General features: G+C 69.5%; 20 protein-coding genes. 12 read left to right on the forward strand and 8 right to left on the reverse strand.

The window, feature by feature from the left end:
• The first annotated feature begins 8 nt into the window (after positions 1 to 8).
• The 5 genes from KAQ61_RS12265 to KAQ61_RS12285 all read left to right on the forward strand — a co-directional run bounded on the left by KAQ61_RS12265 (position 9) and on the right by KAQ61_RS12285 (position 5,092).
• Positions 9 to 368, forward strand: a complete 360-nt coding sequence (locus tag KAQ61_RS12265; RefSeq protein WP_042416739.1) for a 5-carboxymethyl-2-hydroxymuconate Delta-isomerase — start codon at positions 9 to 11, stop codon at positions 366 to 368.
• Positions 369 to 444: 76 nt separating this feature from the next.
• Entirely contained in the window at positions 445 to 1,716 is a 1,272-nt protein-coding gene (locus KAQ61_RS12270) for a nitrate regulatory protein (RefSeq protein ID WP_210929336.1), read from the forward strand.
• A 324-nt stretch (positions 1,717 to 2,040) separates the two neighbouring features.
• A complete protein-coding gene (locus KAQ61_RS12275; RefSeq protein ID WP_210929337.1) occupies positions 2,041 to 3,309 on the forward strand; it encodes a CmpA/NrtA family ABC transporter substrate-binding protein in 1,269 nt (422 codons plus the stop codon).
• A gap of 26 nt (positions 3,310 to 3,335) precedes the next feature.
• Complete coding sequence (ntrB, locus tag KAQ61_RS12280; protein ID WP_210929338.1) at positions 3,336 to 4,283, forward strand: nitrate ABC transporter permease; 948 nt, start codon at positions 3,336 to 3,338, stop codon at positions 4,281 to 4,283.
• Positions 4,280 to 5,092 (forward strand): ABC transporter ATP-binding protein, encoded by an 813-nt coding sequence (locus tag KAQ61_RS12285; protein ID WP_043384218.1) that lies wholly within the window; start codon positions 4,280 to 4,282, stop codon positions 5,090 to 5,092. Before ntrB ends, KAQ61_RS12285 begins: the two co-directional genes overlap by 4 nt.
• A gap of 220 nt (positions 5,093 to 5,312) precedes the next feature.
• Here the strand turns inward: KAQ61_RS12285 and KAQ61_RS12290 are convergent, their stop codons facing one another.
• Positions 5,313 to 5,753, reverse strand: coding sequence for a CBS domain-containing protein (locus tag KAQ61_RS12290; protein WP_210929339.1), 441 nt, complete (start codon positions 5,751 to 5,753; stop codon positions 5,313 to 5,315).
• Positions 5,754 to 6,187: 434 nt separating this feature from the next.
• On the opposite strand from KAQ61_RS12290, the gene nirB reads away from it, so the two are divergent.
• The 5 genes from nirB (at position 6,188) to cobA (ending at position 13,773) form a co-directional block, all read left to right on the forward strand.
• Positions 6,188 to 8,680 carry a nitrite reductase large subunit NirB gene (nirB, locus tag KAQ61_RS12295; protein ID WP_210929340.1) on the forward strand — a complete coding sequence of 831 codons (2,493 nt, stop codon included), beginning with the start codon at positions 6,188 to 6,190 and terminating at the stop codon, positions 8,678 to 8,680.
• Positions 8,681 to 8,744: 64 nt separating this feature from the next.
• Positions 8,745 to 9,131, forward strand: a complete 387-nt coding sequence (nirD, locus tag KAQ61_RS12300) for a nitrite reductase small subunit NirD (RefSeq protein WP_210929341.1) — start codon at positions 8,745 to 8,747, stop codon at positions 9,129 to 9,131.
• Between the two features lie 63 nt (positions 9,132 to 9,194).
• The gene (locus KAQ61_RS12305) at positions 9,195 to 12,017 is read left to right on the forward strand and encodes a nitrate reductase (RefSeq protein ID WP_210929342.1); all 2,823 of its coding nucleotides are present in this window, start codon (positions 9,195 to 9,197) and stop codon (positions 12,015 to 12,017) included.
• A 14-nt stretch (positions 12,018 to 12,031) separates the two neighbouring features.
• Positions 12,032 to 12,955 carry a DNA-binding protein YbiB gene (gene ybiB / locus KAQ61_RS12310; protein ID WP_210929343.1) on the forward strand — a complete coding sequence of 308 codons (924 nt, stop codon included), beginning with the start codon at positions 12,032 to 12,034 and terminating at the stop codon, positions 12,953 to 12,955.
• Positions 12,952 to 13,773, forward strand: a complete 822-nt coding sequence (cobA, locus tag KAQ61_RS12315; protein ID WP_210929344.1) for a uroporphyrinogen-III C-methyltransferase — start codon at positions 12,952 to 12,954, stop codon at positions 13,771 to 13,773. Before ybiB ends, cobA begins: the two co-directional genes overlap by 4 nt.
• A gap of 293 nt (positions 13,774 to 14,066) precedes the next feature.
• Here cobA and KAQ61_RS12320 read toward each other — a convergent pair whose 3' ends face one another.
• From KAQ61_RS12320 to KAQ61_RS12330, 3 genes are all read right to left on the reverse strand, one after another.
• Entirely contained in the window at positions 14,067 to 15,875 is a 1,809-nt protein-coding gene (locus KAQ61_RS12320) for a chorismate-binding protein (RefSeq protein ID WP_210929345.1), read from the reverse strand.
• Between the two features lie 317 nt (positions 15,876 to 16,192).
• Positions 16,193 to 17,536: a sulfatase family protein gene (locus tag KAQ61_RS12325; RefSeq protein ID WP_045266316.1), complete on the reverse strand. Its 1,344-nt coding sequence runs from the start codon at positions 17,534 to 17,536 to the stop codon at positions 16,193 to 16,195.
• A 39-nt stretch (positions 17,537 to 17,575) separates the two neighbouring features.
• Entirely contained in the window at positions 17,576 to 18,607 is a 1,032-nt protein-coding gene (locus KAQ61_RS12330) for a tripartite tricarboxylate transporter substrate-binding protein (protein ID WP_210929346.1), read from the reverse strand.
• A 246-nt stretch (positions 18,608 to 18,853) separates the two neighbouring features.
• On the opposite strand from KAQ61_RS12330, the gene KAQ61_RS12335 reads away from it, so the two are divergent.
• Positions 18,854 to 19,516, forward strand: a complete 663-nt coding sequence (locus KAQ61_RS12335; RefSeq protein WP_210929347.1) for a tRNA-uridine aminocarboxypropyltransferase — start codon at positions 18,854 to 18,856, stop codon at positions 19,514 to 19,516.
• Between the two features lie 152 nt (positions 19,517 to 19,668).
• Here KAQ61_RS12335 and KAQ61_RS12340 read toward each other — a convergent pair whose 3' ends face one another.
• Together KAQ61_RS12340 and KAQ61_RS12345 are read right to left on the reverse strand one after the other, a co-directional pair.
• Positions 19,669 to 20,055, reverse strand: coding sequence for a hypothetical protein (locus tag KAQ61_RS12340; RefSeq protein WP_210929348.1), 387 nt, complete (start codon positions 20,053 to 20,055; stop codon positions 19,669 to 19,671).
• A complete protein-coding gene (locus KAQ61_RS12345) occupies positions 20,045 to 20,968 on the reverse strand; it encodes a LysR family transcriptional regulator (RefSeq protein ID WP_210929349.1) in 924 nt (307 codons plus the stop codon). The genes KAQ61_RS12340 and KAQ61_RS12345 overlap by 11 nt, the downstream gene beginning before the upstream one ends.
• 173 nt (positions 20,969 to 21,141) lie before the next feature.
• Between KAQ61_RS12345 and lysA the strand changes: the two genes are divergently transcribed.
• Entirely contained in the window at positions 21,142 to 22,389 is a 1,248-nt protein-coding gene (gene lysA, locus KAQ61_RS12350) for a diaminopimelate decarboxylase (RefSeq protein WP_210929350.1), read from the forward strand.
• Between the two features lie 116 nt (positions 22,390 to 22,505).
• Here lysA and KAQ61_RS12355 read toward each other — a convergent pair whose 3' ends face one another.
• Together KAQ61_RS12355 and secB are read right to left on the reverse strand one after the other, a co-directional pair.
• Positions 22,506 to 23,522 carry an NAD(P)H-dependent glycerol-3-phosphate dehydrogenase gene (locus tag KAQ61_RS12355; RefSeq protein ID WP_210929351.1) on the reverse strand — a complete coding sequence of 339 codons (1,017 nt, stop codon included), beginning with the start codon at positions 23,520 to 23,522 and terminating at the stop codon, positions 22,506 to 22,508.
• A 112-nt stretch (positions 23,523 to 23,634) separates the two neighbouring features.
• On the reverse strand, positions 23,635 to 24,084 hold the full coding sequence (secB, locus tag KAQ61_RS12360; RefSeq protein ID WP_210929352.1) for a protein-export chaperone SecB: 450 nt from the start codon (positions 24,082 to 24,084) through the stop codon (positions 23,635 to 23,637).
• Positions 24,085 to 24,132: the final 48 nt, after the last annotated feature.

The following is a 24,132-nucleotide window of genomic DNA, read 5'->3' on the forward strand; positions in this document are numbered from 1 at the left end:
GACACACCATGCCCCATATGTATGTGGAATACACCAACAACCTGCAAGGCCTGAACGAAGCCGCCCTGATGGAAGCGCTGAATGCCACCGTCTGCGGCCACCCCACCGTCAGCGACGAGGCCGATGTCAAAACACGCATCGCCCAAGTGAGCCACTACCGCATCGGCCTGAACAGCGCCGGCCGCGCCTTCGCCCACGTGGAACTGCGCCTGATGGCCGGTCGCACGGCCGAAGTCAAGAAAGAGCTGTCCGACCGCATCGCAGCGGTGCTGAAGTCCGTGATTCCTGCGCAAGCCGGCCTGGAAGTGCAGCTGAGCGTGGACATCGTGGACATGGACAAGCCCAGCTACTTCAAGGGCAAGCTCTAAGCCCTGCCCGGGCCGCCGCAGCAGGACGGCATGCGATTTGCATGGCAGCAGGCACTGACGCCCTGCCGTGACCACCATGTCCACTGCCCTGCACTACCTGATTGCCGCCCGGCAATGCGAAATTGACGAACTGCACCGGCTGCAGCGCACCAGCACCCTGGTGCGCCAGTTGGGCGAGTTGATCCATGCGCTGCAGAAAGAGCGCGGCCTGTCCAACATCCTGCTGGCCAGCCACGGCCAGCGCGCCCGCCAGGCCCTGCACACCCAGGTCCAGGCCAGCACGCACAGCGCACGCGCGCTGCGCGGCGTGCTGGATTCGCTGGACCTCCAGGCGCTGCGCGGCAGCCATGGCGCGCGCCTGTGCAACCACATCGCCTATGTGCTGCAGGGGCTGGATGCGCTGCCGGCGCTGCGTGCCCGCATCGCCGCGCTGGACCTCAGCCCCGATGCCGCCACCCAGGCCTACATCCGCCTGATCGCCGGCCTGCTGGCCGTGGTCTTCGAGGCCGCCGACAGCGCCACCCACCCCGACATCTCGCGCCTGCTGATTGCCATGCTGCACTTCATGCAGGGCAAGGAGCTGGCCGGCCAGGAACGCGCCACCGGTGCCACGGTCTTCAGCAGCGGCACCAGCACCGCCACCCGCCAGCAGCACTGGCTGCACCTGATCGACTCACAGGAGCGCTGCCTGCAGGTCTTTGCCGAATGCGCCCCCGCCACCCCGCTGGCCCTGTGGCAGGCCGCCTGCATGCACAGCCCCCACCTGACCACCATCGAGCGGCTGCGCCGCATCGGCTGCACCTCGCCCGCCGACGCCCCGCTGGACATGGAGCTGGGCGAGATCTGGTTTGACGCCTGCACCTTGCGCATGGACACCATGTACGAGATCGAGACCACGCTGGCCGACGAGCTGCTGCAGCATTGTCACACCCAGCTGCAGGCTGCCCAGGCGGCCCTGGCCCACCCACAAAGCATGCTGCACAGCGCCAGCGACGCGGCCGGGGCCCTGCCGGACTTCTTCAACACCTCCAACACCAACCTGGTGCTGCGCCCCGGCACCGACTACGCCCCCCAACTGGGCCAGTCCGTGATGGCCCTGGTGCAGGAGCAGTCGCTGCGCCTGCAGGCCATGCACCATGAGCTGGAGACCGTGCGCACGGCGCTGACCGAACGCAAGACCGTGGAGCGCGCCAAGGGCCTGCTGATGACCCACCGCGGCATGAGCGAGGCCGAGGCCCACAAGCTGCTGCGCCAGACGGCGATGAACCAGAACCGCCGCCTCATCGACGTGGCCGAGGCCATGCTGGCCATGGCCGACCTGCTGCCCCTGCCCGGCCACGCCGGCTGAGCCCGGCAGCGCCTGCCCCCCGCACACGCGGGGCATGCGGGCGGCCACGCACCAAAAGCAGGCTGCTTCGGCACCACTTTGCTGCATTGCAGCAACCGCATGGGCTGCACCGGGCCGCCCTGCCTGGGACATCCAGGGTCGGTGGCAGCTGGCACAGTTTCTGCTTCTTGCTTGGCGAATCTCGGCCAAAGGCGGTCAGGGATCCACCCATTCCCCCCTATGGACAACGGCGTCCCCATCCCCCTGCCTGCAGGAAGGATCGGGACGCCGTTGTGCTTAGCGGGACCATCTTTCGATTTTGCCCACGCATTGAAGGAGCCCTCCATGGCACAGCACGCCCCACACCGCCCCGCCGATCCCCAGGCCTCGCGCCGCCAGTTCCTGCGCCAGACCGCAGGGGCCGCGGCAGGCACCGCCCTGTTCACCCAGCTGGGCCATGGCGGCGTCTGGGCCGCCGGCTCCGACACTCCGGAAAAGAAAGAGGTCCGGATCGGCTTCATCCCGCTGACCGACTGCGCCAGCGTGGTCATGGCCTCGGTACTGGGCCTGGATCAGAAGTACGGCGTGAAGATCACCCCCAGCAAGGAAGCCAGCTGGGCCGGCGTGCGTGACAAGCTGGTCAATGGCGAGCTGGACTTTGCCCATGTGCTCTACGGTCTGGTCTACGGCCTGCACCTGGGCGTGGGAGGCCCCAAGAAGGACATGGCCGTGCTCATGGGCCTGAACCAGAATGGCCAGGCCATCACCCTGTCCAAGGCCCTGGCCGACAAGGGCGCCGTGGACGGCCCCAGCCTGGCCAAGGCCATGGCCCAGAACCCGCGCGACTACACCTTTGCCGGCACCTTCCCCACAGGCACCCATGCCATGTGGATGCACTACTGGCTGGCGGCCGCCGGCATCAACCCGCTGTCGGGCGCCAAGCTGATCACCGTGCCGCCGCCACAGATGGTGGCCAACATGCGCGTGGGCAACATGGACGGCTTCTGTGTGGGCGAACCCTGGAACCACCGCGCCATCATGGATGGCATCGGCATCACGGCCAACACCACCCAGGACATCTGGAAAGACCACCCCGAGAAGGTGCTGGGCGCCACCGGCGAGTTCGCGCAGAAGTACCCCAACACCTGCCGTGCCGTGATCATGGCGATTCTGGAAGCCAGCCGCTGGATCGATGCCAGCCTGCAAAACAAGCTGAAGATGGCCGAGACCGTGGCCCAGAAGTCCTACATCAACACCAGTGTGGACGCCATCAACCAGCGCATCCTGGGCCGTTACCAGAACGGCCTGGGCAAGACCTGGGACGACCCCCACCACATGAAGTTCTTCAACGACGGGGCGGTGAACTTCCCCTACCTGAGCGATGGCATGTGGTTCCTGACGCAGCACAAGCGCTGGGGCCTGCTCAAGAGCCACCCCGACTACCTGGCCGTGGCCAAGCAGATCAACCGCATCGACCTGTACACCCAGGCGGCCAGCCAGCTCAAGGTGGCCGTGCCCAAGGACGCGATGCGCAGCAGCAAGCTCATGGACGGTGTGGTGTGGGATGGCAAGAACCCCGCCCAGTACGCCGACAGTTTCAAGATCAAGGCCTGAGGCCACCACGCTAACGGAGAACCCCCATGGTCAGCGCCGTCTTCCACTCCCCGCATGAGCGTTCCGCCCCCGGCGACGCCCCGCACACCCCCCCCAAATCCATAGCTACCAGCGCAGGCAGTACCTTGTCCAAAGCCGAAAAACCCTTGACACCCACCGCCGCCGCACCCGCCCGGCCCGGCGCGCGCAGGCGGCTGGAGGCCCTGCTGGCCTGGGCCTTGCCACCGGCCCTGGGCCTGGCGCTGCTGATCGGCCTGTGGTCCGTGGTGGCCAGCAGCACCGGCCAGTCCATCCCCGGCCCGCAGGCCACCTGGGCCCAGGCCGTCGAGGTCTTCAGCGATCCCTTCTACCGCAACGGCCCCAACGACCAGGGCGTGGGCTGGAACGTGCTGGCCTCGCTGCAGCGCGTGGCCCTGGGCTTTGGCCTGGCGGCGCTGGTCGGCATCCCGCTGGGCTTTGTGATCGGGCGCTTCAGCTTCCTGTCGCGCATGGTCAACCCGCTGATCAGCCTGCTGCGTCCGGTCTCGCCCCTGGCCTGGCTGCCCATCGGCCTGCTGGTGTTCAAGGGGGCCAACCCGGCCGCCATCTGGACCATCTTCATCTGCTCCATCTGGCCCATGGTGATCAACACCGCCGTCGGCGTGCAACGCGTACCCCAGGACTACATGAACGTGGCACGGGTGCTGAACCTGTCGGAGTGGAAGATCGCCACCACCATCCTGTTCCCGGCCGTGCTGCCCTACCTGCTGACCGGCGTGCGCCTGGCCGTGGGCACAGCCTGGCTGGTGATCGTGGCGGCCGAGATGCTGACCGGCGGCGTGGGCATCGGCTTCTGGGTCTGGGACGAGTGGAACAACCTCAACGTCAAGAACATCATCATCGCCATCTTCGTGATCGGCATCGTCGGCCTGCTGCTGGAGTGGGCCCTGGTCAAGCTGGCTTCGGCCTTCACGTTCGAAGAGGTGAAATCATGAACGCATCGCTGTCCACCAAGTACCTCGAGATCCAGGGCGTGGAGCAGACCTTCAAGACCGCCAAGGGCCTGTTTCCCGCGCTGCAGGGCATCCACCTGCAGATTGCCAAGGGCGAGTTCGTCAGCCTCATCGGCCACTCGGGCTGCGGCAAGTCCACGCTGCTGAACCTGATCGCCGGACTGACCACGCCCACCGCCGGCGCCCTGCTGTGCGCCAACAAGGAGATCAAGGGCCCGGGGCCCGAGCGCGCCGTGGTCTTCCAGAACCACTCGCTGCTGCCCTGGTTGACCTGCTGGGGCAATGTGCACCTGGCGGTGGAGCGCGTGTTTGGCGCCAAGGAGAGCAAGGCCCAGCTCAAGGCGCGCACCGATGCGGCCCTGGAACTGGTCGGCCTGGGCCATGCGGCGCAGAAACGCCCCGGCGAGATCTCGGGTGGCATGAAGCAGCGCGTGGGCATTGCCCGCGCCCTGTCCATGGAACCCCAGGTGCTGCTGATGGACGAGCCCTTCGGCGCGCTGGACGCCCTGACGCGCGCCAAGCTGCAGGACGAGCTGCTGGAGATCGTGGCACGCACGCACAGCACGGTGGTCATGGTGACCCACGATGTGGACGAGGCCGTGCTGCTGTCCGACAAGATCGTGATGATGACCAACGGGCCGGCCGCCACCATCGGCGAAGTGCTGCACGTGCCCCTGGCCCGCCCGCGCCAGCGCGTCGCCCTGGCCGAGGACCGCGAGTACCAGCGCTGCCGCAAGGCCGTGATCGACTTCCTCTACACGCGCCAGGGGCACGTCGAAAAGGCCGCCTGACCCGGCCATCACCCTGCCCAGGCCCTGACGGCATGCCGTCGGGGCTTTTTTGTCTCCCCGCCTTTCGTCGCACGGCGCACAAAACCGGCGTGCCCCAGAACCAGAGCAGGGCCGCCGCGCAAGCGCAGGACCACCGCGCTGGCGGCGTCGCCTTTGCCGAATTGCGCAGCCATCCGAGAGAAGGGGGAGCAGCCCCGCCGCGCAGGGGGCCTTTCCCGGCCTAGCGGCTGCCGCCGTTGATGTAGTGCTCGAGCTGCTCGATGATGAATTTCTGCTCGGAAATGATGTCCTTGACCAGGTCCCCGATGGAGACCAGGCCCACCAACCGGCCGTTGTCCACCACGGGCAGGTGGCGCAGGCGCTTGCTGGTCATGAGCTGCATGCACTCCTCGCTGGTCTGGCTGGGCTGCACGAACAGCACCGACGTGGTCATCACGTCACTCACCCGCGTCTGCGCCGAGGTGCGCCCCATCAGGGCAATCTTGCGCGCATAGTCGCGCTCCGTGAAGATGCCGACGATGGTCTCGTCGTCCTTCACCAGCAGCGAGCCGATGCCCTGCTCGGCCATCAGGCGCAGGGCCTCATAGACCGTCGCCGTCGGGGCAATGGCAAACACCATGGAGGAGGTCTTGGACTTGAGGATCTCTGCAACAGTGGTCATGGAACAGCTCCGGGCAAAAAACACAGATGTGAAAAACCATTTCAGCCCATCCGGGTGCGCCATGCAACCGGGCTTTATCCCCATGTCCCTGTCGTCCACCGGCGCTTGCCCCCTGCGCCGTGCTGGGCACACCGGCGCTCGGCGCCCCCAGCATGGTGCAGCCCTGCCCCAGCGCGGCGCAGCCCGGCGTGCGGGCCGCCAGCCCCGGCGCCCCCTGACGAGAGCACCTGCGCCACGTCCCCGGAGAAGCAACGCGGTGCCCGCCATCCTGGCACGCAGCTTGCATAGCTAGCCTGCGGCCGATGCAGGCCGCGTGCGGGGCGTGTGCAACGGTGCACCAGTCTCGCAGGACGACGGCGTCCCCACGCAGCAGGCCTTTGGCCCGCCCCGCGTGTGGACGCCTTTTTGTTGTGGCGAACTGCCTTGGGGGCACGATGAAAAAATCCCAACTGGTGCTGGTGGGCAACGGCATGGCCGGTGTGCGCGCCCTGGAAGAGCTGCTGAAGATCGCACCCGATCTGTACGAGATCACCGTCTTCGGCGCCGAACCCCATCCCAACTACAACCGCATCCTGCTGTCGCCCGTGCTGGCGGGCGAGCAGACGCTCGACGAGATCGTGCTCAACGACTGGGCCTGGTACCAGGAGCACGGCATCACCCTGCATGCCGGGGTCACGGTGACCGAGGTCGACCGCGTGCGCCGCCTGGTGCACGGCGTGGATGCCGAAGGCCGCCAGGTCAGCGCCCCCTATGACCGCCTGGTGCTGGCCACGGGCTCCAAACCCTTCATCCTGCCGATTCCGGGCCACGACCTGCAGGGCGTGCTGGCCTACCGCGACATTGCCGACACCCAGGCCATGATCGACGCGGCCAGCCGCTACCGCCACGCCGTGGTCATCGGCGGCGGCCTGCTGGGGCTGGAAGCCGCCAACGGCCTGATGAAGCGCGGCATGCAGGTGACGGTGGTGCACGCCAACGAATGGCTGATGGAGCGCCAGCTGGACGATGTGGCCGGCCGGATGCTGCAGCAGTCGCTGGCCGAGCGCGGCATGCAGTTCCTGATGCAGGCCCAGACCCAGGAGCTGCTGGCGGGCGAGGGCGGCCGCGTGCGCGCCGTGCGCTTCAAGGATGGCAGCGAAGTCCCGGCCGATCTGGTGGTCATGGCCGTGGGCATCCGCCCCAACACCGCGCTGGCGCAGCGCATGCACCTGCATGTGGACCGCGGCATCGTGGTCAGCGACACGCTGCAGACCGTGACCGACCCGCGCATCTACGCCGTGGGCGAATGCGCCGCCCACCGCGGCGTGGCCTATGGCCTGGTGGCCCCGCTGTTCGAGCAGGGCAAGGTGCTGGCCAACCACCTGGCCGAATGGGGCATCGGGCGTTACCAGGGCTCGCTGACCTCCACCAAGCTCAAGGTCACGGGGATCGACCTGTTTTCGGCCGGCAACTTCCAGGGCGGCGCGGACACCGAAGAAATCGTGCTGCGCGACCCCTCTGCCCCCGGTGGCGGCGTCTACAAGAAGCTGGTGATCCAAAACGACAAGCTGGTGGGCGCCTGCCTGTATGGCGACACCGTCGACGGCAGCTGGTACTTCAAGCTGCTGCGCGAGGGCCGCTCCATCGCCGACCTGCGCGACCGGCTGATGTTTGGCGAGTCCAACATCGGCGACACCGGCCACGAAGGGCACAGCAAGGCCTCGGCCATGGCCGACAGCGACGAGGTCTGCGGCTGCAACGGCGTGACCAAGGGCGCCATCTGCAAGGCCATCCAGGAAAAAGGCCTGTTCACGCTGGACGAGGTGCGCAAGCACACCAAGGCCAGCGCCAGCTGCGGCTCGTGCACCGGACTGGTGGAGCAGATCATCATGTTCACCGCCGGCGGCGACTACTCCGCCACGCCCAAGACCAAGGCCGTGTGCGGCTGCACCAGCCACGGCCACCAGGCGGTGCGCGAGGCCATCGCCCAGCACCACCTGCTGACCACGGACGCGGTCTTCCGCCACCTGGAATGGCGCACGCCCAATGGCTGCGCCACCTGCCGCCCTGCCGTGAACTACTACCTGGTCAGCACCTGGCCCAAGGAGGCCCAGGACGACCCGCAAAGCCGCGCCATCAACGAGCGCAGCCACGCCAACATCCAGAAAGATGGCACCTACAGCGTGATCCCGCGCATGTGGGGCGGCGAGACCACTGCCAGCGAGCTGCGCCGCATCGCCGATGCGGTGGACAAATACCAGATCCCCACCGTCAAGGTCACGGGCGGCCAGCGCATCGACCTGCTGGGCGTGAAGAAGGAAGACCTGCAGGCCGTGTGGAACGACATCGGCATGCCCAGCGGCCACGCCTACGCCAAGGCGCTGCGCACGGTGAAGACCTGTGTGGGCAGCGAATGGTGCCGCATGGGCACCCAGGACAGCACCCAGCTGGGCAAGGACCTGGAGCGCGCCATGTGGCGCATGTACGCCCCGCACAAGGTGAAGTTCGCCGTCAGCGGCTGCCCGCGCAACTGCGCGGAATCGGGCATCAAGGACGTGGGCATCATCGGCGTGGACAGCGGCTGGGAGATGCACATCGCCGGCAACGGCGGCATCAAGACCGAGGTGGCGCATTTCTTCACCAAGCTCAAGACCGCCGAGGAGGTGCTGGAGTACACGGGCGCCTTCATGCAGCTGTACCGCCTGGAAGGCTGGTACCTGGAGCGCACCGTGCACTACGTGCACCGCGTGGGCCTGGACTATGTCAAGCGCCGCATCCTCGACGACGCGGCCGGCCGCCAGGCCCTGTGGGCCCAGCTGCAGTTTGCGCTGGATGGCGAGCCCGACCCCTGGTTCGAGCTGGACAAGGCGCATGTCGATGCGCGCCAGTTCCAGCGCGTGATTCCCATCCTTCCCGCCCTGCCCGCAGGCCAGGCAGTCACCGCGTGATGCAGCGCCCAATCGCCATTCAGCCCAATACCCACGAGCGCCAAAAGCTCCCAAAGGAATAGCTATGACCACCTGGCAAGCCATCTGCGCCGTCGACGACATCCCGGTCCTCGGCGCCCGCCGCGTCGCCCGCCCCCAGGGGCTGGACGTGGCCCTGTTCCGCAATGCAGACAACGAAGTCTTCGCCCTGCTGGACCGCTGCCCGCACAAGGGCGGCCCGCTGTCGCAGGGCATCGTGTTCGGCCGCAGCGTGGCCTGTCCCATGCACAACTGGACCATCGGCCTGTGCGACGGCCAGGCCGCCGCGCCCGACGAAGGCTGCACCCCCGGCTTTGCCGTGCAGGTGCAGGACGGCATGGTCTACCTGGATGCGACCGAGCTGGCCACCAAGGCCACCGACCTGGCACGCCCCATCGCCGGGCCGGCGCGCCGCTGCGCACCCACTTCCTGAAACCATAGCTGCCCGCGCCCGTCCCGCCTGCGCCAAAGCCCTGAAACACTGGAAATTCTCGCCATGACCGAAACCCGTTCCACCTGCCCGTACTGCGGCGTCGGCTGCGGCGTGATCATCCAGTCCGAGGGGGCGCAGATCACCGGCGTGCGCGGCGACCCGGACCACCCCGCCAACTTCGGCCGCCTGTGCAGCAAGGGCAACAGCCTGCACCTGACCGCCGCTGCTGCGCTGGCCCCGCAGACCCGCTTGCTGCAGCCGCTGCAGCGCGCCCAGCGCGGCGCGGCGCCGCATGCCATCGACTGGGAGGCGGCGCTTCATCTCGCCGCCACCCGCATCGCCGACACCGTGCAGCAGCACGGCCCGGACGCCGTGGCCGTCTACGCCAGCGGCCAGTTGCTGACCGAGGACTACTACGTCTTCAACAAGCTGACCAAGGGCCTGCTGGGCACCAACAACCTGGACACCAACTCGCGCCTGTGCATGAGCAGCGCCGTCGCCGGCTACAAGGCCACGCTGGGGGCCGACGCGCCCCCGGCCTGCTACGACGACCTGCAGCACGCGGGCTGCCTGTTCATCACCGGCAGCAACACGGCCTGGGCCCACCCCGTGCTGTTTCGGCGCATCGAGGACGCCAAGGCCGCCAACCCGGCGCTCAAGATCATCGTCGCCGACCCGCGCCGCACCGAGACCGCCGAGATCGCCGACCTGTTCCTGCCCCTGCAGCCCGGCAGCGATGTGCGCCTGTTCCACGGCATGCTGCACGCCATGCTGTGGGAAGGCTGGATCGACAGCGCCTACATCGAACGCCACACCCGCGGCTTCGACGCCCTCAAGGCCCTGGTGCGCGAAGCCACGCCCGAGCGTGTGGCGCGCGACTGCGGCCTGGACATGCAGGATGTGCTGCAAGCCGCCCGCTGGTTTGCACTGGGCGGTACGGCCAGCGCAAACCAGCGCGCGCCCACGCTCAGCCTGTACTGCCAGGGCCTGAACCAGAGCAGCAGCGGCACGGCCAAGAACGCCGCGCTGATCAATCTGCACCTGGCCACGGGCCAGATCGGCAAGCCGGGCGCCGGCCCGCTGTCGCTGACCGGCCAGCCCAATGCCATGGGCGGGCGCGAAGTGGGTGGCATGGCCAACCTGCTCAGCGCCCACCGCGACCTGGCCAACCCCGCCCACCGGGCCGAGGTGGCCGCGCTGTGGGGCGTGGACGATGTGCCTGCCCAGCCCGGCAAGACCGCCATCGAACTGTTCGAGGCCGCGGCCGACGGCCAGATCAAGACCCTGTGGATCGCCTGCACCAACCCGGCCCACAGCCTGCCGGACCAGGCCACCGTGCGCCGCGCGCTGCAGCGCACGGAATTCGTGATCCTGCAGGACGCCTTCTCCACCACGGCCACCGCCGCCTACGCCGACCTGCTGCTGCCCGCCACCACCTGGGGCGAGAAGCTGGGCACCGTCACCAACAGCGAACGCCGCATCTCCCGCGTGCGCGCCGCCGTGCCCCCGCTGGGCCAGGCCCGGCACGACTGGCAGATTGCCACGCAGATCGCCCAGCGCCTGGAGGCCCGCCTGCGCTCCGGCCAACACAGCCTGTTTGCCTATGACACCGACAACGCTGCGGCAGGCGCCGAGCAGATCTGGAACGAACACCGCGCCAGCACCCGTGGGCGCGATCTGGACATCACCGGCCTGTCCTGGGCACTGCTGGACCGCGCAGGCCCGCAGCAGTGGCCGCTGCCCGAAGGCGTGCAGCAAGGCCAGGCCCGCCTGTATGCCGAGGGCGTCTTCCCCACGGCCGACGGCCGCGCCCGCTTTGCCGCCCAGCCCTGGCAGCCCGTGGCCGAACCGCGCAGCGCGCGCTTTCCCTTCAGCCTGAACACCGGCCGCCTGCGCGACCAGTGGCATGGCATGAGCCGCACCGGCCAGCTGGCCCGCCTGATGGCCCATGCGCCCGAGCCCGCGCTGCAGATGCACCCGCAGGACATGGAGCGCCAGCGCCTGCAGCCCGGCCAGCTGGTCGCCGTGCGCAGCCGCCACGGCCAGCTGGTCGTGCCGGTGCAGGCCGATGCTGGCCTGGGCCTGTCCCAGGTCTACCTGCCCATGCACTGGGGCAGCGAATACCTGGGCGGGCGCAGCCGTGACGGCCAGGCCGTGGGCGGTGTGAACGCCGTGACCACGCCGGCGTTCTGCCCCCAGTCCAAGCAACCGGAACTCAAGCACGCCGCCGTCAGCGTGCAGGCGGTGGAGCTGCCCTGGCAATTGCTGGCCGCGGCCTGGCTGCCCGAGGAGCGCCTGCTGGCCGTGCGCCAGGCCCTGGCGGCCCTGCTGCCGCAGTGGGACTTTGCCAGCTGCGTGCCGTTTGCCGCGCCCGGTGCGCCCAGCAGCCCCGCACGCCAGGGGGTGCTGCTGCGCGCAGCCAGCGCCACGCCGCCCGATGCGGCCCTGGTACAGCAGGTCCATGCCCTGCTGGGCCTGGAAGGTGCCGAGGTGCTGCGCTATGCCGACGCCCAGCGCCAGCACCGCCGCAGCCTGGTGCTGCAGCATGCGCAGCAGCAAACCTGGCTGCAGGCCCTGGTGCTGTGCGGCCCCTCCGATGCCGGGCACTGGCTGCTGCCGCTGCTGCACAGTGCGCAGCCGCTGTCCCTGCCGGGTCACGCCCTGCTGCGCCCCCAGGCGCCCCCCGCCCAGGGCCTGCCCGCCGCGCCCGCCGCCCTGGTCTGCACCTGCCTGGGCGTGAACGAACAGGCCATCACCCAGGCCCTGGACAGCGGCCTGCACTCCGTGCCCCAATTGCAGGACACGCTGCGCTGCGGCACCGAATGCGGCTCCTGCCTGCCCCGGCTGCGCCAGATGGTGCAGCAGCACGCGGCCCACAGCGCCTGAACGGAGGTCTTGCCATGCCCATCAGCCACTACCTCAAGGAAATCGGCCGCGGCGCGCGTGGCGCCAAGGCCCTGGACCGCCACCAGGCCCTGGACCTGTTCGGCCAGGTGCTGGACGGCCAGGTCAGCGACCTGGAGGTCGGCGCCTTCTGCATCGCCATGCGCATCAAGGGTGAGACCGCCGAGGAGATGTGCGGCTTCCTGGATGCCGTGCACGCCCGCCTGCATGCCGTGCCGGCCGGCCCCCAGCCCGTGGTGGTGCTGCCCAGCTACAACGGCGCGCGGCGGCTGCCGGTGCTCACACCGCTGCTGGCCCTGCTGCTGGCACGCGAAGGCCTGCCCGTGCTGCTGCACGGCATGCGCACCGAGGCCCGGCGCGTGCTGGCCTCGGACGTGCTCGAGGCCCTGGGCATGGCGGCCCAGACCACGCCCGGCGCCGTGGCGCCCGGTCAGGTGGCCCACATCGCCACCGACCTGCTGCACCCCGGGCTGGCCCGCCTGCTGGCCACGCGCGCCGTCATCGGTCTGCGCAACCCGGGCCACAGCGTGGTCAAGCTGATGAACCCCTGCGCCGGTCCGGCCCTGATCGTCAGCAGCTACACCCACCCCGAGTACCTGGACACGCTGCGGGCCACCTGCGAGGGCCTGGGCCTGTACGCCCTGCTGTCGCGCGGGCTGGAGGGCGAGGTCGTGGCCGACCCGCGCCGCCTGCCGCGCTACGACGGCTTTGTGGCCGGCGTGCACCAGGTGCTGGACGAGCAGCAGCCCGGCACGGCCAGCCAGATCGACGGCCTGCCCACCGCCATCGACGTGGCCAGCACCGCCGACTACACGCGCCAGGTGCTGGCAGGAAGCCTTCCTGTCCCCGAGGCCATTGCCCGGCAGGTCGTGCACATCTGCCAGCTGGCGCGCCAAATTCCCCCAGGAGAACAGCCATGAGCACCGATGCCACCTTCACCCTGCCCGCCACGGGCCGCTGCACCCTGGTGGGGGCCGGCCCCGGCGATCCGGAGCTGCTGACCCTCAAGGCCCTCAAAGCCATCCAGGCCGCCACCGTGCTGCTGGTGGACGACCTGGTGTCGCCCGCCATCGTCGCCCATGCCGCGCCCACGGCCCGCATCATCGACGTGGGCAAGCGCGGTGGCTGCAAGAGCACGCCCCAGGCCTTCATCGAAAAACTCATGCTGCTGGCCGTGCGCGAGGGCGAGAACGTGGTGCGCCTCAAGGGGGGCGACCCCTTCATCTTTGGCCGGGGCGGTGAAGAGGTGGAACACCTGCGTGCCGCTGGGGTCGAGGTGCAGGTCATCAACGGCATCACCGCCGGCCTGGCCGGCCTGACCGCCCTGGGCGCCCCGCTGACCCACCGCGACCACGCCCACGGCGTGGTGTTCATCACCGGCCACGCCAAGCCCGGCGACGCCGGCACCGACTGGCGCCAGCTGGCCGCCACGGCCCAGGCCGCCAAGCTGACCCTGGTGGTCTACATGGGCGTCAGCGGCGCGGCCGACATGGCGCAGGAACTGCAGGCCGGTGGTCTGCCCGGCGACACCCCGGCGGCCATCATCCAGCACGCCAGCCTGCCCCAACAACGCCATGCCATCACCACCCTGGCGCAATTGCCCACCACCCTGGCGGACGAGGCCCTGGGCAGCCCCAGCGTGCTGGTGATCGGTGATGTGGTGCGCGGCGTGGCCGCCTGGGCGCTGCCTACGGACGCCATGCAAACCGTGGCGCTGCGCAGCTGCGGTGGATGCTGATCCCGGAAGGGCGCCTGGGCGCGAGCTCGCGCCCTTCGGAGAACGCGCCCTACGCCTGTTGCAGGCTTGGCCTTGACCAGGATGCAGCGATGGATGCAGCGGGCATTGGGCGTGACCGCCAGGGCCGGCGACCACCGGTCCCTCCCGGAATTGGGCCCTGCACGCTACCGAAACCCAAGCACTTTGCACTGACTGCATCAGCGCCGGACGGCCAAAACGCTTGAAAACTGGCCCGTGTTGCTCCGGCAGGTAGGCCGGCACAACCCGGCCGGTGCCACCCAAGCGCCGACCGGCTAGCGCGCGGGGGCTGTGCCCACCATCTGGCAGACCACCCAGCCGCGCAGGCTGTTGATGAAGGCCCACTGCTGCACCCGGTGCAGGTCGTCACGGTGGATCACACCTTCCACCACCCGGCCCTCGGCCAGTGCCACCTGGCGGCCCACGCCATTGAGCAGGCCGCAGGCCAGTGCCGGCGTGACCCACTGCCCGTCGATCAACGCGGCCACATTGCCGCGCGTGCCTTCGGTGATTTCACCGGCCTCGTTCCACAGGATGGTGTCAAAGATGTGGGTGTCCTTGGGGGCCCAGCGCTCGTAGTGCGCGCGGCGCGTGGTCTTAAAGCGCACGAATTCACCGTGCGCCTCGGCCAGCGGCTCGGGCGCCAGCTGCAGATAGGCCTGCGGCGGTGACGGCGGGCAGACCACGGCCTGGCTGGCATACAGGCCATCGCGGCCCAGTTGCAGGCGCACGCGCCACAGGCCACTGGGGTGGGTGTCCTGCACCTGCTGCAGGGTCAGCTGCAGGGCAGCCTCGCTCCAGGGATAGCCAAAGTGCGCCGCCGCGGCCTGCATGCGCTGCAGGTGCAGGCCCAGGTGGCGAAAGCGCCCGTCCTCCAGCGCCAGGGTTTCGATCAGGTCGAACGCCCTGCTGACGCGCTCCACAAAGGCGCGCTTGGCGCGCCACTCGGCCCATTCGCCGGGCTCGGTGGCATCGGCGGTGATGCCGCTGCCGATGCCGCAGCGCAGCGCACGGCCCTGCACCACCACCGTGCGGATCGGCACATTGAAGGTGGCACGGAGGCCGCCGGCCCCGTCGGGCCGCACCACGCCCAGGGCGCCGCAGTACCAGCCACGCGGCGCGGGCTCCAGCTGGGCGATGGCGGCCATGGCCGAGCGCTTGGGCGCCCCGGTGACCGAGCCGCAGGGGAACAGCGCGGTGAACACCTCGCGCAGGCCGGTGCCCTGAGGCAGGCGGGCGCGCACATCGGAGGTCATCTGCCAGACGCTGGGCAGGGCCTGCACGGCAAACAGCTGCGGCACCTCGACCGAGCCGACCTCGGCGATCTGCCCCAGGTCGTTGCGCAGCAGGTCCACGATCATCACGTTCTCGGCCCGCTCCTTGGCCGCGGTCTGCAGGTGCTGCGCCTGGGCCGCATCCTGCTGCGGCGTGGCGCCGCGCGCGGCCGTGCCCTTCATCGGGCGGGTCAGGATGGGGCCGCTGCCCGTGGCGGGCTGGTGCCAGTCGAAAAACAGCTCGGGCGAGACCGAGGCCACCTGCTCGCCGCCCATGTCCAGGTACAGCGCATAGCCGCCGGGCTGTGCCTGCTGCAGCGCGGCAAACAGCGCCGCGCCCTCCACAGGGCGTGCGGCCTCGGCACGCAGTTGCTGGGTGTAGTTGATCTGGTAGTACTGGCCGGTGGCAATGCCGGCATGGATGGCCTGCAGACCGGCGGCGAAAGCGGCGCGGTCCAGGTCCGGCAGCCAGTCCAGCGTCGGCAGGCTGGCCGCCTCGGCAGGCGCGGGCGCGGCATCGGCCTGCGGTGCGGGGTAGACGGCAAACCAGGCCAGCGGGCCCTCCTCGGCCGGGGCCGTGTCCAGCTCGGGGCGCAGGCCGCTGGCGGCTTCATAGCGCAGGCCACCCACGCACCAGTGGCCCTCGCGCGCAGCCTGTTCCACCCGCTCCAGCAGCGGCCCCACCTCGGCCAGGAGGTGGGCCTGCAGCACGCGCAACGGGGCCTGCAAGCGGGCCTGCAGGCGGGCGGTGTCGCCCTGCAAGGGCTGGCCCAGATCGATCTGGGCCGGAAACGAAAAATGCGCACTCATGCGGCGAAGCATAGCGGCCCGGCTGCTGGCCCGGCCGCCGGCATGGAAATACACCACCAAACAGGCTGCAGCCCTTGCTATTCCTGCGCAGACAGCTATCAACTTTCATGCGCCGAGCCGAACCGTGACGCCTCGACGCCGGGCAGCAGAGGCACCCGCCGCCTGGGCGGCGCCCCTGCCCGGCCCACACCGGGACGGCGGAGCGGCGTGCCCCACCCCATGCCCGCCGACTTGGCGGACACCATACGGCCGGCCGCCGTGGACGGCACCAGCGATGCGGGCAGGCCCTGGCCCCGCCCGCGGGGGAGGTGGCCCGCCTACTTGCGCACGTGCCGCGCCAGGCGGCTGGGCACGTAGCGGTCGGCCTGGATGTCGGGCGTAAGGCCGTGCGTGAAGGTCTGCGGGGTGATCTCCAGAAAGTCCTGGTTGCGCAGCTCCCACGCGGCCTTCAGGCGGGCAAAGACCTCGGGCTGGCGCTCGCGCAGGTTGGCGCGCTCGCGCGGGTCGTCCACCACGTGGAACAGGAATTCGTGCTCGTTGATCTTCAGGTACTTCCAGTCCCCATCGCGCAGCGCCCGCTGCGACTGCGACTTGTAGCGCCAGAACAGCTGGCGCGGGTGCACGGGCTGCTGCCCCTGCAGCACCGGCAGCAGGTTCACGCCGTCACTGGGGTACTGCCCATCCACCGGGGCCTGGGCCGCGGCCAGCAGCGTGGGCAGCCAGTCCATGGTGGCCGTCACCTGGGTCTGCACCTGGGGCTGCAGGCGCGCCGGCCAGCGCAGCAAGGTGGGCACGCGCAGGCCGCCTTCCAGCAGCTCGGTCTTCTGGCCGACGAAGGGCCAGGTGTCCGAAAAGCGCTCGCCGCCGTTGTCGCTGGTGAAGACGACGATGGTGTTCTCGGCCTGGCCCGTGGCCTCCAGCGCGTGCAGCACCTGGCCCACGGCGGCGTCCAGGGCCTGGACGATCTCGCCATAGGTGCGCTGCGTGCCACCGTCATAGTGGAACAGGTCCTTGAGCTGGCGCGACACTGCCTCGTCGTGCGGCCCTTCCCAGGGCCAGTGCGGCGCCGTGAAGTGCAGCGACAGGAAGAAGGGGTTCGCTTGCGTCGCCCGTTCGCGTACGTACTTCTCGGCCTCGTCGGCCAGCACATAGGTGTAGTAGCCCGTGCGTTCGACCGGCACCGTGCCCTCGTACAGGTCCGGCGCCAGGTCGTCGCCCACGCCGTTCTTGTGGGTGAAGTAGTCCACCACCCCGCCCAGGTTGCCGAAGAAGCGGTCGTAGCCGCTGTGCAGCGGGCCAAAGGCCGGCGGGCGGCCCAGGTGCCACTTGCCGATCAGCGCCGTGTCGTAGCCCGCCGCCTTCAGCAGCGAGGGCAGTGTCGGGTGCTCCGGCGGCAGTCCGATGTTCGCGGCATTGCTGGGAATGGGTTCCTCCAGCCCCGCCGCCAGGCGGTACTGGTAGCGGCCGGTGATCAACGCCAGCCGCGTGGCCGAGCAGACGGCCGAATTCGCATAGGCCTGGGTGAAGCGCACGCCTTCGCCGGCCAGCCGGTCCAGGTGCGGGGTGGTGTAGTTGCGCTGGCCGTAGACGCTCAGGTCAGCATAGCCCAGGTCGTCAGCCAGGATGAAGACGATGTTGGGCGCGGTGGTGGCAGTGCTCATGGTCGGCAGAGAGTGATCACAAAAAAAGACGGGCGGCGCTCAGTCGGCCACGAAGCCGGAGGCGGCCAGGATGGGGCGCCACTTGGCGATGTCGGCCTGGCGCAGCTGCTCCAGCTCGTGGGGCTGGCTGTGCTGCGGCTCCAGCACCCAGTCGTGCATCAGCTGCTGCACCGGCTTTTCCTGCAGCACCTCGCCCAGGGCCTGGTTCAGGCGCTGGATGGTGGCGTCCGGCGTGCGGGCCGTCGTCCACAGGCTGTACCAGCCGCTGCCCTGCACCTCGGGGAAGCCAGATTCGGCAAAGGTGGGCACGTGGGGCAGTTGCTCCACGCGGTGCGTGGAGAACACGCCCAGCACCCGCAGCTTGCCGGCCTCGTGCTGCTTGAGCAGCTCCTGCACCGTGTTGATGCCGGCGCTGAGCTGGCCGCCGATCAGGTCGTTGATCATGGCGGTGCCGCCCTTGTAGGGCACGTGCAGGAAGTCCACGCCCGCGGCCTTGCCCAGCAGCAGGCCGAAGAAGTGCGGCAGGCTGCCCTGGCTGGGGCTGCCGTAGTTCGCCAGCTTGGGGTGGGCCTTGAGCCAGGCCACGAAGCCGGGGATGTCCTTGGCCGGGTGGCTGGCAGGCACCGCCAGGGCGAACTGGAAGTGCGCCACCAGGCCCACGGGCTTCATGTCCTTGCCCGGGTCATAGCCGGGGTTGCGGAACACCAGCTGCGACAGCACCGGTGTCACCAGCGGCGCCAGCAGCAAGGTACTGCCGTCGGGCGGCGCCTGGCGCAGCGCATCCACCGCCAGCTTTCCGGCGGCACCGGGCTTGTTCTCGACGATGTAGCTGCTGGCCTTGCGGCTGCGCTCGGTCAGGCGATCGGCCAGCAGGCGGGCCACCAGATCGCCGCCGCCACCGGCACCGAAACCCACCAGGATGCGGCCGGTGGTGGCCGCCTGGGCAGGCACGGCCAAGGACGGCAGCAGGGCCGCGCCGGCGCAGGCCGCCAGCCCCTGGAGCCATTGGCGCCGGGGGAGCGACCAGCGGTCGGAAACCAGGGAGACGGGGGGTGCGTATCGGGAAGTCATGGCTGCTTTCTCATGCAGTTTTACATATAAGAAAGCCAATCCTAAAAACCAAAACAGCGGTATCCAAACAAGTTTTCCAACTTAGTACATGCGAAATTCCTGCTTGACAGCGCCCGGCCTCCAGCAGCCAGCCACGCCAGGCCGCAGCCATGCCCCGCCGCCGCAGGTGGCGGCCGACTTTCAAGCAAAATCGAGGTTCCGCCCTTGCCCCACCAGCGCAGACCGCTATCAAGCTTGAGACCTGCCATGCCCCCACGCCCCCTGTGCCCCGCCTGCCTGCGCCCTGCCGCCGCCTGCCTGTGCGGCTGCGTGCAGCCCGTGGCCAGCGCCGTGCAGGTGCTGGTGCTGCAGCACCCCCAGGAAGCCGGGCACGCCAAGAACACGGCGCGCCTGCTGCACCTGTGCCTGCCGGGCAGCCGCCTGGAGGTGGGGGAAGTCTGGGACGCGGACGCGCTGCAGGCCCTGCTGCACGCGCCCTGGCCCGGCCAGGCGCCGGCCGCCGTGGTGCGGCCGCTGCTGCTGTACCCGCCGACCCCGCCCGATCCGCAGTTGCCCGTGCAGCCGCCCCCTGCCCTGCCGCCGGACTGGCTGGCGCAGCCGCAGGCGCTGCGGCTGGTGGTGCTGGACGGTACCTGGCGCAAGAGCCGCAAGATGCTGTACCGCAACCCCGGCCTGCAGCAGCTGCCGCGCCTGGCGCTGCAGGACCTGCCGCCCGGGCGCTACGCCATCCGCAAGGCGCAGGCCCCGGACCAGCTGTCCAGCTTCGAGGCCGCGGCCCTGGCACTGGCCCGGCTGCACGCCTGGGAGGCCGGGCACCCGGCCTGGGTGCAGTTGCTGCAGTCCTTCGAGGCGGCCATGGCCCTGCACCAGCGCCTGCAGGCCGCGGGCCGGGTGCCACCGGGCGATTGAGGCCGGGCGCGCAGCGCCGCATGGGAGGGTTTCAACGGAAATACACAGGCCAAGCGCAGACAGCCCGGCAGCCAAGGCAGGACGTCAGGGTCGGCCAGGCGCTCGCGCCCCGTGCGCAGTCGCCCCCGTGATCGGGCGCTGGGGCCGTGGCATCAGCACTGGTAGGCCGCGACCGCCGCGCCCTGCAGGGGGTGCAGCGACAGGCCCTGGCAGCGCGCGTGCAGCACGGTGCCCTGGTCGAACTCCAGCTCCATGGTGACCACGCCCTGCAACTCGCAGGGCACGGGCAGGCGCTGGATGCGCTGGCTGTGGTGCAGCACCACCCCCTGGCGCAAGCGCCCCAGGCTGGCACCTGGCTCCTGGGCTTCCCAGGGCTCCACCCCTTCCAGGGTCAGCAGCAACGGGGCCCAGACGACTTCCTCGCCCTCGGCGCCCAGGCCCTGGGCGTCGATCATGCGGGCCGCCGAAAACCGCAGTTGCAGGCGCCCGTCGGCCCAGGTGCATTGGGCCACTTCCGAATCGGCAAATTCAAAAAGCATGCTGCGCCTCCTGTGCCAGTGCCTGCACCAGCCAGTCCACCTCGGGTGCGGTGGGTCGGTGCAATGGCAGCAGCATATGCACCTGGAAGGCAATCGCAAACTCCAAAGGTCTGACTACCATGTCAGCGCCCGCGCAAGCGCGGGCCGTCAGCGGGTTGACGATGGCCACGCCCAGGCCGCGCTGCACCAGGGCGCAGACGGCCACGGCGCTGTGGGTTTCCAGCAGCAGTTGGCGCTCCACGCCCGCGGCGGCGAACACCGCGTCGATCTGCAGCCGGTACGGATCGTCGCGCGCCAGGCTGATGAAGGGCTGGCCGGCAAAGTCCTGCACACCCAGCACCGGCCGGGCCGCCAGCAGGTGGCGGGCCGGCAGCACGGCGACCTCGTCCATGGCCGGCAGGGACAGCACCCGCGTGCCGGGCGGGGCCTCACCCAGCTCGGTCAGCCCCAGGTCGAAGCGCTGGGCGGCCATCCACTCCTGCAGCAGCGGCCCCTCCTGTGTGGCCACGCTGACGGCGACCGGGCCGTGGGCCGCATGCAGGCGCGCCAGGGCGCCGGGCAGCAGCGCGTGGCTCAGGGCCGGCAGGCACAGCACGCTGAGGCTGGACTGGTGCGGCTGGCCCAGGGCCATGGCGTGCTCCACCACCCGGTCCAGCCCCTGCCAGCTGCGCTGCACCTCCTCCCACAGCCGCAGGGCACGCGCCTGCGGGCGCAGCCGGCCCTGGGCACGCTCGAACAGGGCGTAGCCCAGCAGTTGCTCCAGCCGCGCCAGCTCGCGGCTGATGGTGGGCTGCGAGGTGCACAGCAGCTGCGCCGCACCGGTGGCACTGCCGGTGAGCATGAGGGCGCGGAAGACCTCGATGTGGCGGTGGCCGATGCGCTCGGGCAAGGCCGGGGGGGCGGGAGGGGTCATGGCCTAAGCATATCCAGAATGAATTACCCACCCACAAACAAGCATTGGACTAAATAACTAACCACCCGCATCATGCAGGCCTGCAGGAAGACGGCGCCCCCGGACTTTCTGCCTGTTTTTGCCGTGCAGTGCTGATGCAGCCTGCGCAGACTGCTCTGAAAGTTGAGAACCCCATGTCCTGCTCCTTCTCGCCCGAACAACTGTGGAACCTGGCCGACACCTACGGCACACCGCTGTGGGTCTATGACGCCCAGGTGATCCGTGCACGCATCGCCCAGCTGCAGGCGTTTGACACCGTGCGCTTTGCGCAGAAGGCCTGCTCCAACATCCACATCCTGCAGCTGATGCGCGAACAGGGCGTGAAGGTGGATGCGGTCTCGCGCGGCGAAATCCTGCGCGCCCTGGCGGCCGGCTATGTGGCCGGCGGCGAGCCCTCGGACATCGTCTTCACCGCCGACGTGATGGACGCCGCCACCCTGGCCACCGTGGTCGAGCACCAGGTGCCGGTGAATGCCGGCTCCATCGACATGCTGCACCAGCTGGGCACGGCCTCGCCCGGCCACCACGTGTGGCTGCGCATCAACCCCGGCTTTGGCCACGGCCACAGCAACAAGACCAACACCGGCGGCGAGCACAGCAAGCACGGCATCTGGCACACCGACCTGCACGCTGCGCTGGACGCCATCGCCCAGCACGGCCTGCACCTGGCCGGCCTGCACATGCACATCGGCTCGGGCGTGGACTACGCCCACCTGCAAGAGGTCTGCGGCGCCATGGTGGCCCTGGTCAAGTCGGCCAAGGACCACGGCCACGACCTGCAGGCCATCTCGGCCGGCGGCGGCCTGTCCATCCCCTACCGCGACGGCGACCCGACCATCGACACCGAGCACTACTTCGGTCTGTGGAACGCGGCGCGCAAGCAGGCCGAGGCCATCGTCGGTCACCAGTTGGCCCTGGAGCTGGAGCCCGGCCGCTTCCTGGTGGCCGAATCCGGCGTGCTGCTGGGCACGGTGCGCGCCACCAAGGATGCGGGCAGCAACCACTTCGTGCTGGTCGACACCGGTTTCAACGAACTGATGCGTCCCAGCATGTACGGCAGCTACCACGGCATGCACCTCCAGCGCCGCGGCGTGGGCGTGCTGCCCGCCGTGCGCGACAGCGTGGTGGCCGGCCCGCTGTGCGAGTCGGGCGACGTCTTCACCCAGGGCGATGGCGGCGTGGTGCTGCCGCGCGCGCTGGGCGATGCGCAGGTCGGCGACCTGCTGGTGATCCACGACACCGGGGCCTACGGCGCCAGCATGTCCAGCAACTACAACACCCGCCCGCTGGCGGCCGAGGTGCTGGTCGACGGCGCGCAGGTGCGACTGATCCGCCGCCGCCAGACGGTGGACGAGCTGCTGGCCCTGGAGCTGGGCCTGTAAAGCGCTTGGCCGCGCAACGCGCCGCACGCCAAAAAGGGAGCCGATCGGCTCCCTTTGTTTTTGCAAATTGCATAGCTGCCGGCGCTGGCTGCACCTGCGCCAGCGGCCGATGGGGCTTAAAGGCCTTCGTGCTTGGGGTCGCGCGCCATCAGGCGTTGCACCGCGGCCTGCGGGGTGATGTGGCCGTCCAGCAACTCCACCACCGTGGCAGCAATCGGCATCTCCACGCCCACGGCCTGGGCGCGCTGCACCACGGTGCGCGCGCTGTACACGCCCTCGGCCACGTGGCCCAGCGAATCCACGGCCTGCGCCAGCGTCAGGCCTTGTGCCAGCAGCAGGCCGACCTTGCGGTTGCGCGACAGATCGCCCGTGGCGGTCAGCATCAGATCGCCCAGCCCGCTCAGGCCCATGAAGGTCTCGGGCTTGGCGCCCAGGGCCACGCCCAGGCGCGTCATCTCGGCCAGTCCGCGCGTCAGCAGGGCGGCGCGGGCGTTCAGGCCCAGGTGCAGGCCGTCGCACAGGCCGGCGGCAATCGCCATCACGTTCTTCACGGCCCCGCCAACCTCCACGCCGACGATGTCCTCGTTGGCGTACAGGCGCAGCGGCCCGGTGTGGAAGGCCTCCAGCAGGGCCTGGCGCACGGTGGCGTGGCGGCTGGCGGCCACCAGCAAGGTGGGCTGGCCGCGGGCCACTTCCTGCGCAAAGCTGGGGCCGCTGAGCGCACCGCTGGCCAGCTGCGGCGCCACTTGGGCGCACACCTCGTGCGGCATCAGGCCGACACCGTGGTGGCCGGCGGGCACGGCCTCAAAGCCCTTGCACAGCCAGGCCACGGGCACGCGCACCTGGACTGCGGCCAGGGCCTGCAGGGTGCCGCGCAGCGCCGACATGGGGGTGGCGATGATGACCAGGTCCATGCCCTGCACGGCCTGCGCCAGCGGCGCGGCGCTGACCTGCAGCCCGTCGGGGAAGGCCATGTCCGGCAGGTAGCGGGGGTTGCTGCGCGCAGCCTGCATCTCCTGCACCTGCTGCGCATTGCGCGCCCACAGCGTGACCTGGTGGCCGGCGGTGTGGCGGGCCGCGCCAATCGCCAGGGCCGTGCCCCAGGCACCGGCACCAATCACAATCAAATTCATAGCTTTAAGCGCTTGTATCCATTGGCCTAAAGGCCAAAAAATGCATAAAAAAGACCCCGCATGCGGGGCCTCTTTTGTAGCACGCCCGCAGGCGGTGCCGCAGGAGCCGGGCTTACTGCACGGTGCCGTCGGCCTGGGCCGCGGCGTTCTGCTGCTCGTACATGGCCTGGAAGTTGATTTCCGCCAGGTGCACGGGCGGGAAGCCGGCGCGGGTCACCACGTCGGCGACGTTGCCGCGCAGGTAGGGGTAGATGATCTGGGGGCAGGCCACGCCAATCACGCCACCCATCTGGTCTTCGGGGATGTTGCGGATTTCAAAGATGCCGGCCTGCTTGGCTTCCACCAGGAACAGGGTCTTGTCTTCGATCTTGGTGTGCACGGTGGCGGTCACGGCCACTTCGAACAGGCCTTCGGCCACGGGCGTGGCTTCCACACCCAGCTGGATGTCGACATTGGGCTGTTCCTGCTGCAGCAGGATGGCGGGCGAATTGGGCTGCTCCAGGGACAAGTCCTTCAGATAGACACGTTGGATCTGGAAGACGGGCGTTGCTTGTTCGGACATGGTCTCGGTCTTTCTTACTTACGCTTGCTACGCAAAACAGTCGGTCAT

Source organism: Comamonas aquatica (assembly GCF_018064205.1).
Classification (GTDB): Bacteria; Pseudomonadota; Gammaproteobacteria; order Burkholderiales; family Burkholderiaceae_C; genus Comamonas; species Comamonas aquatica.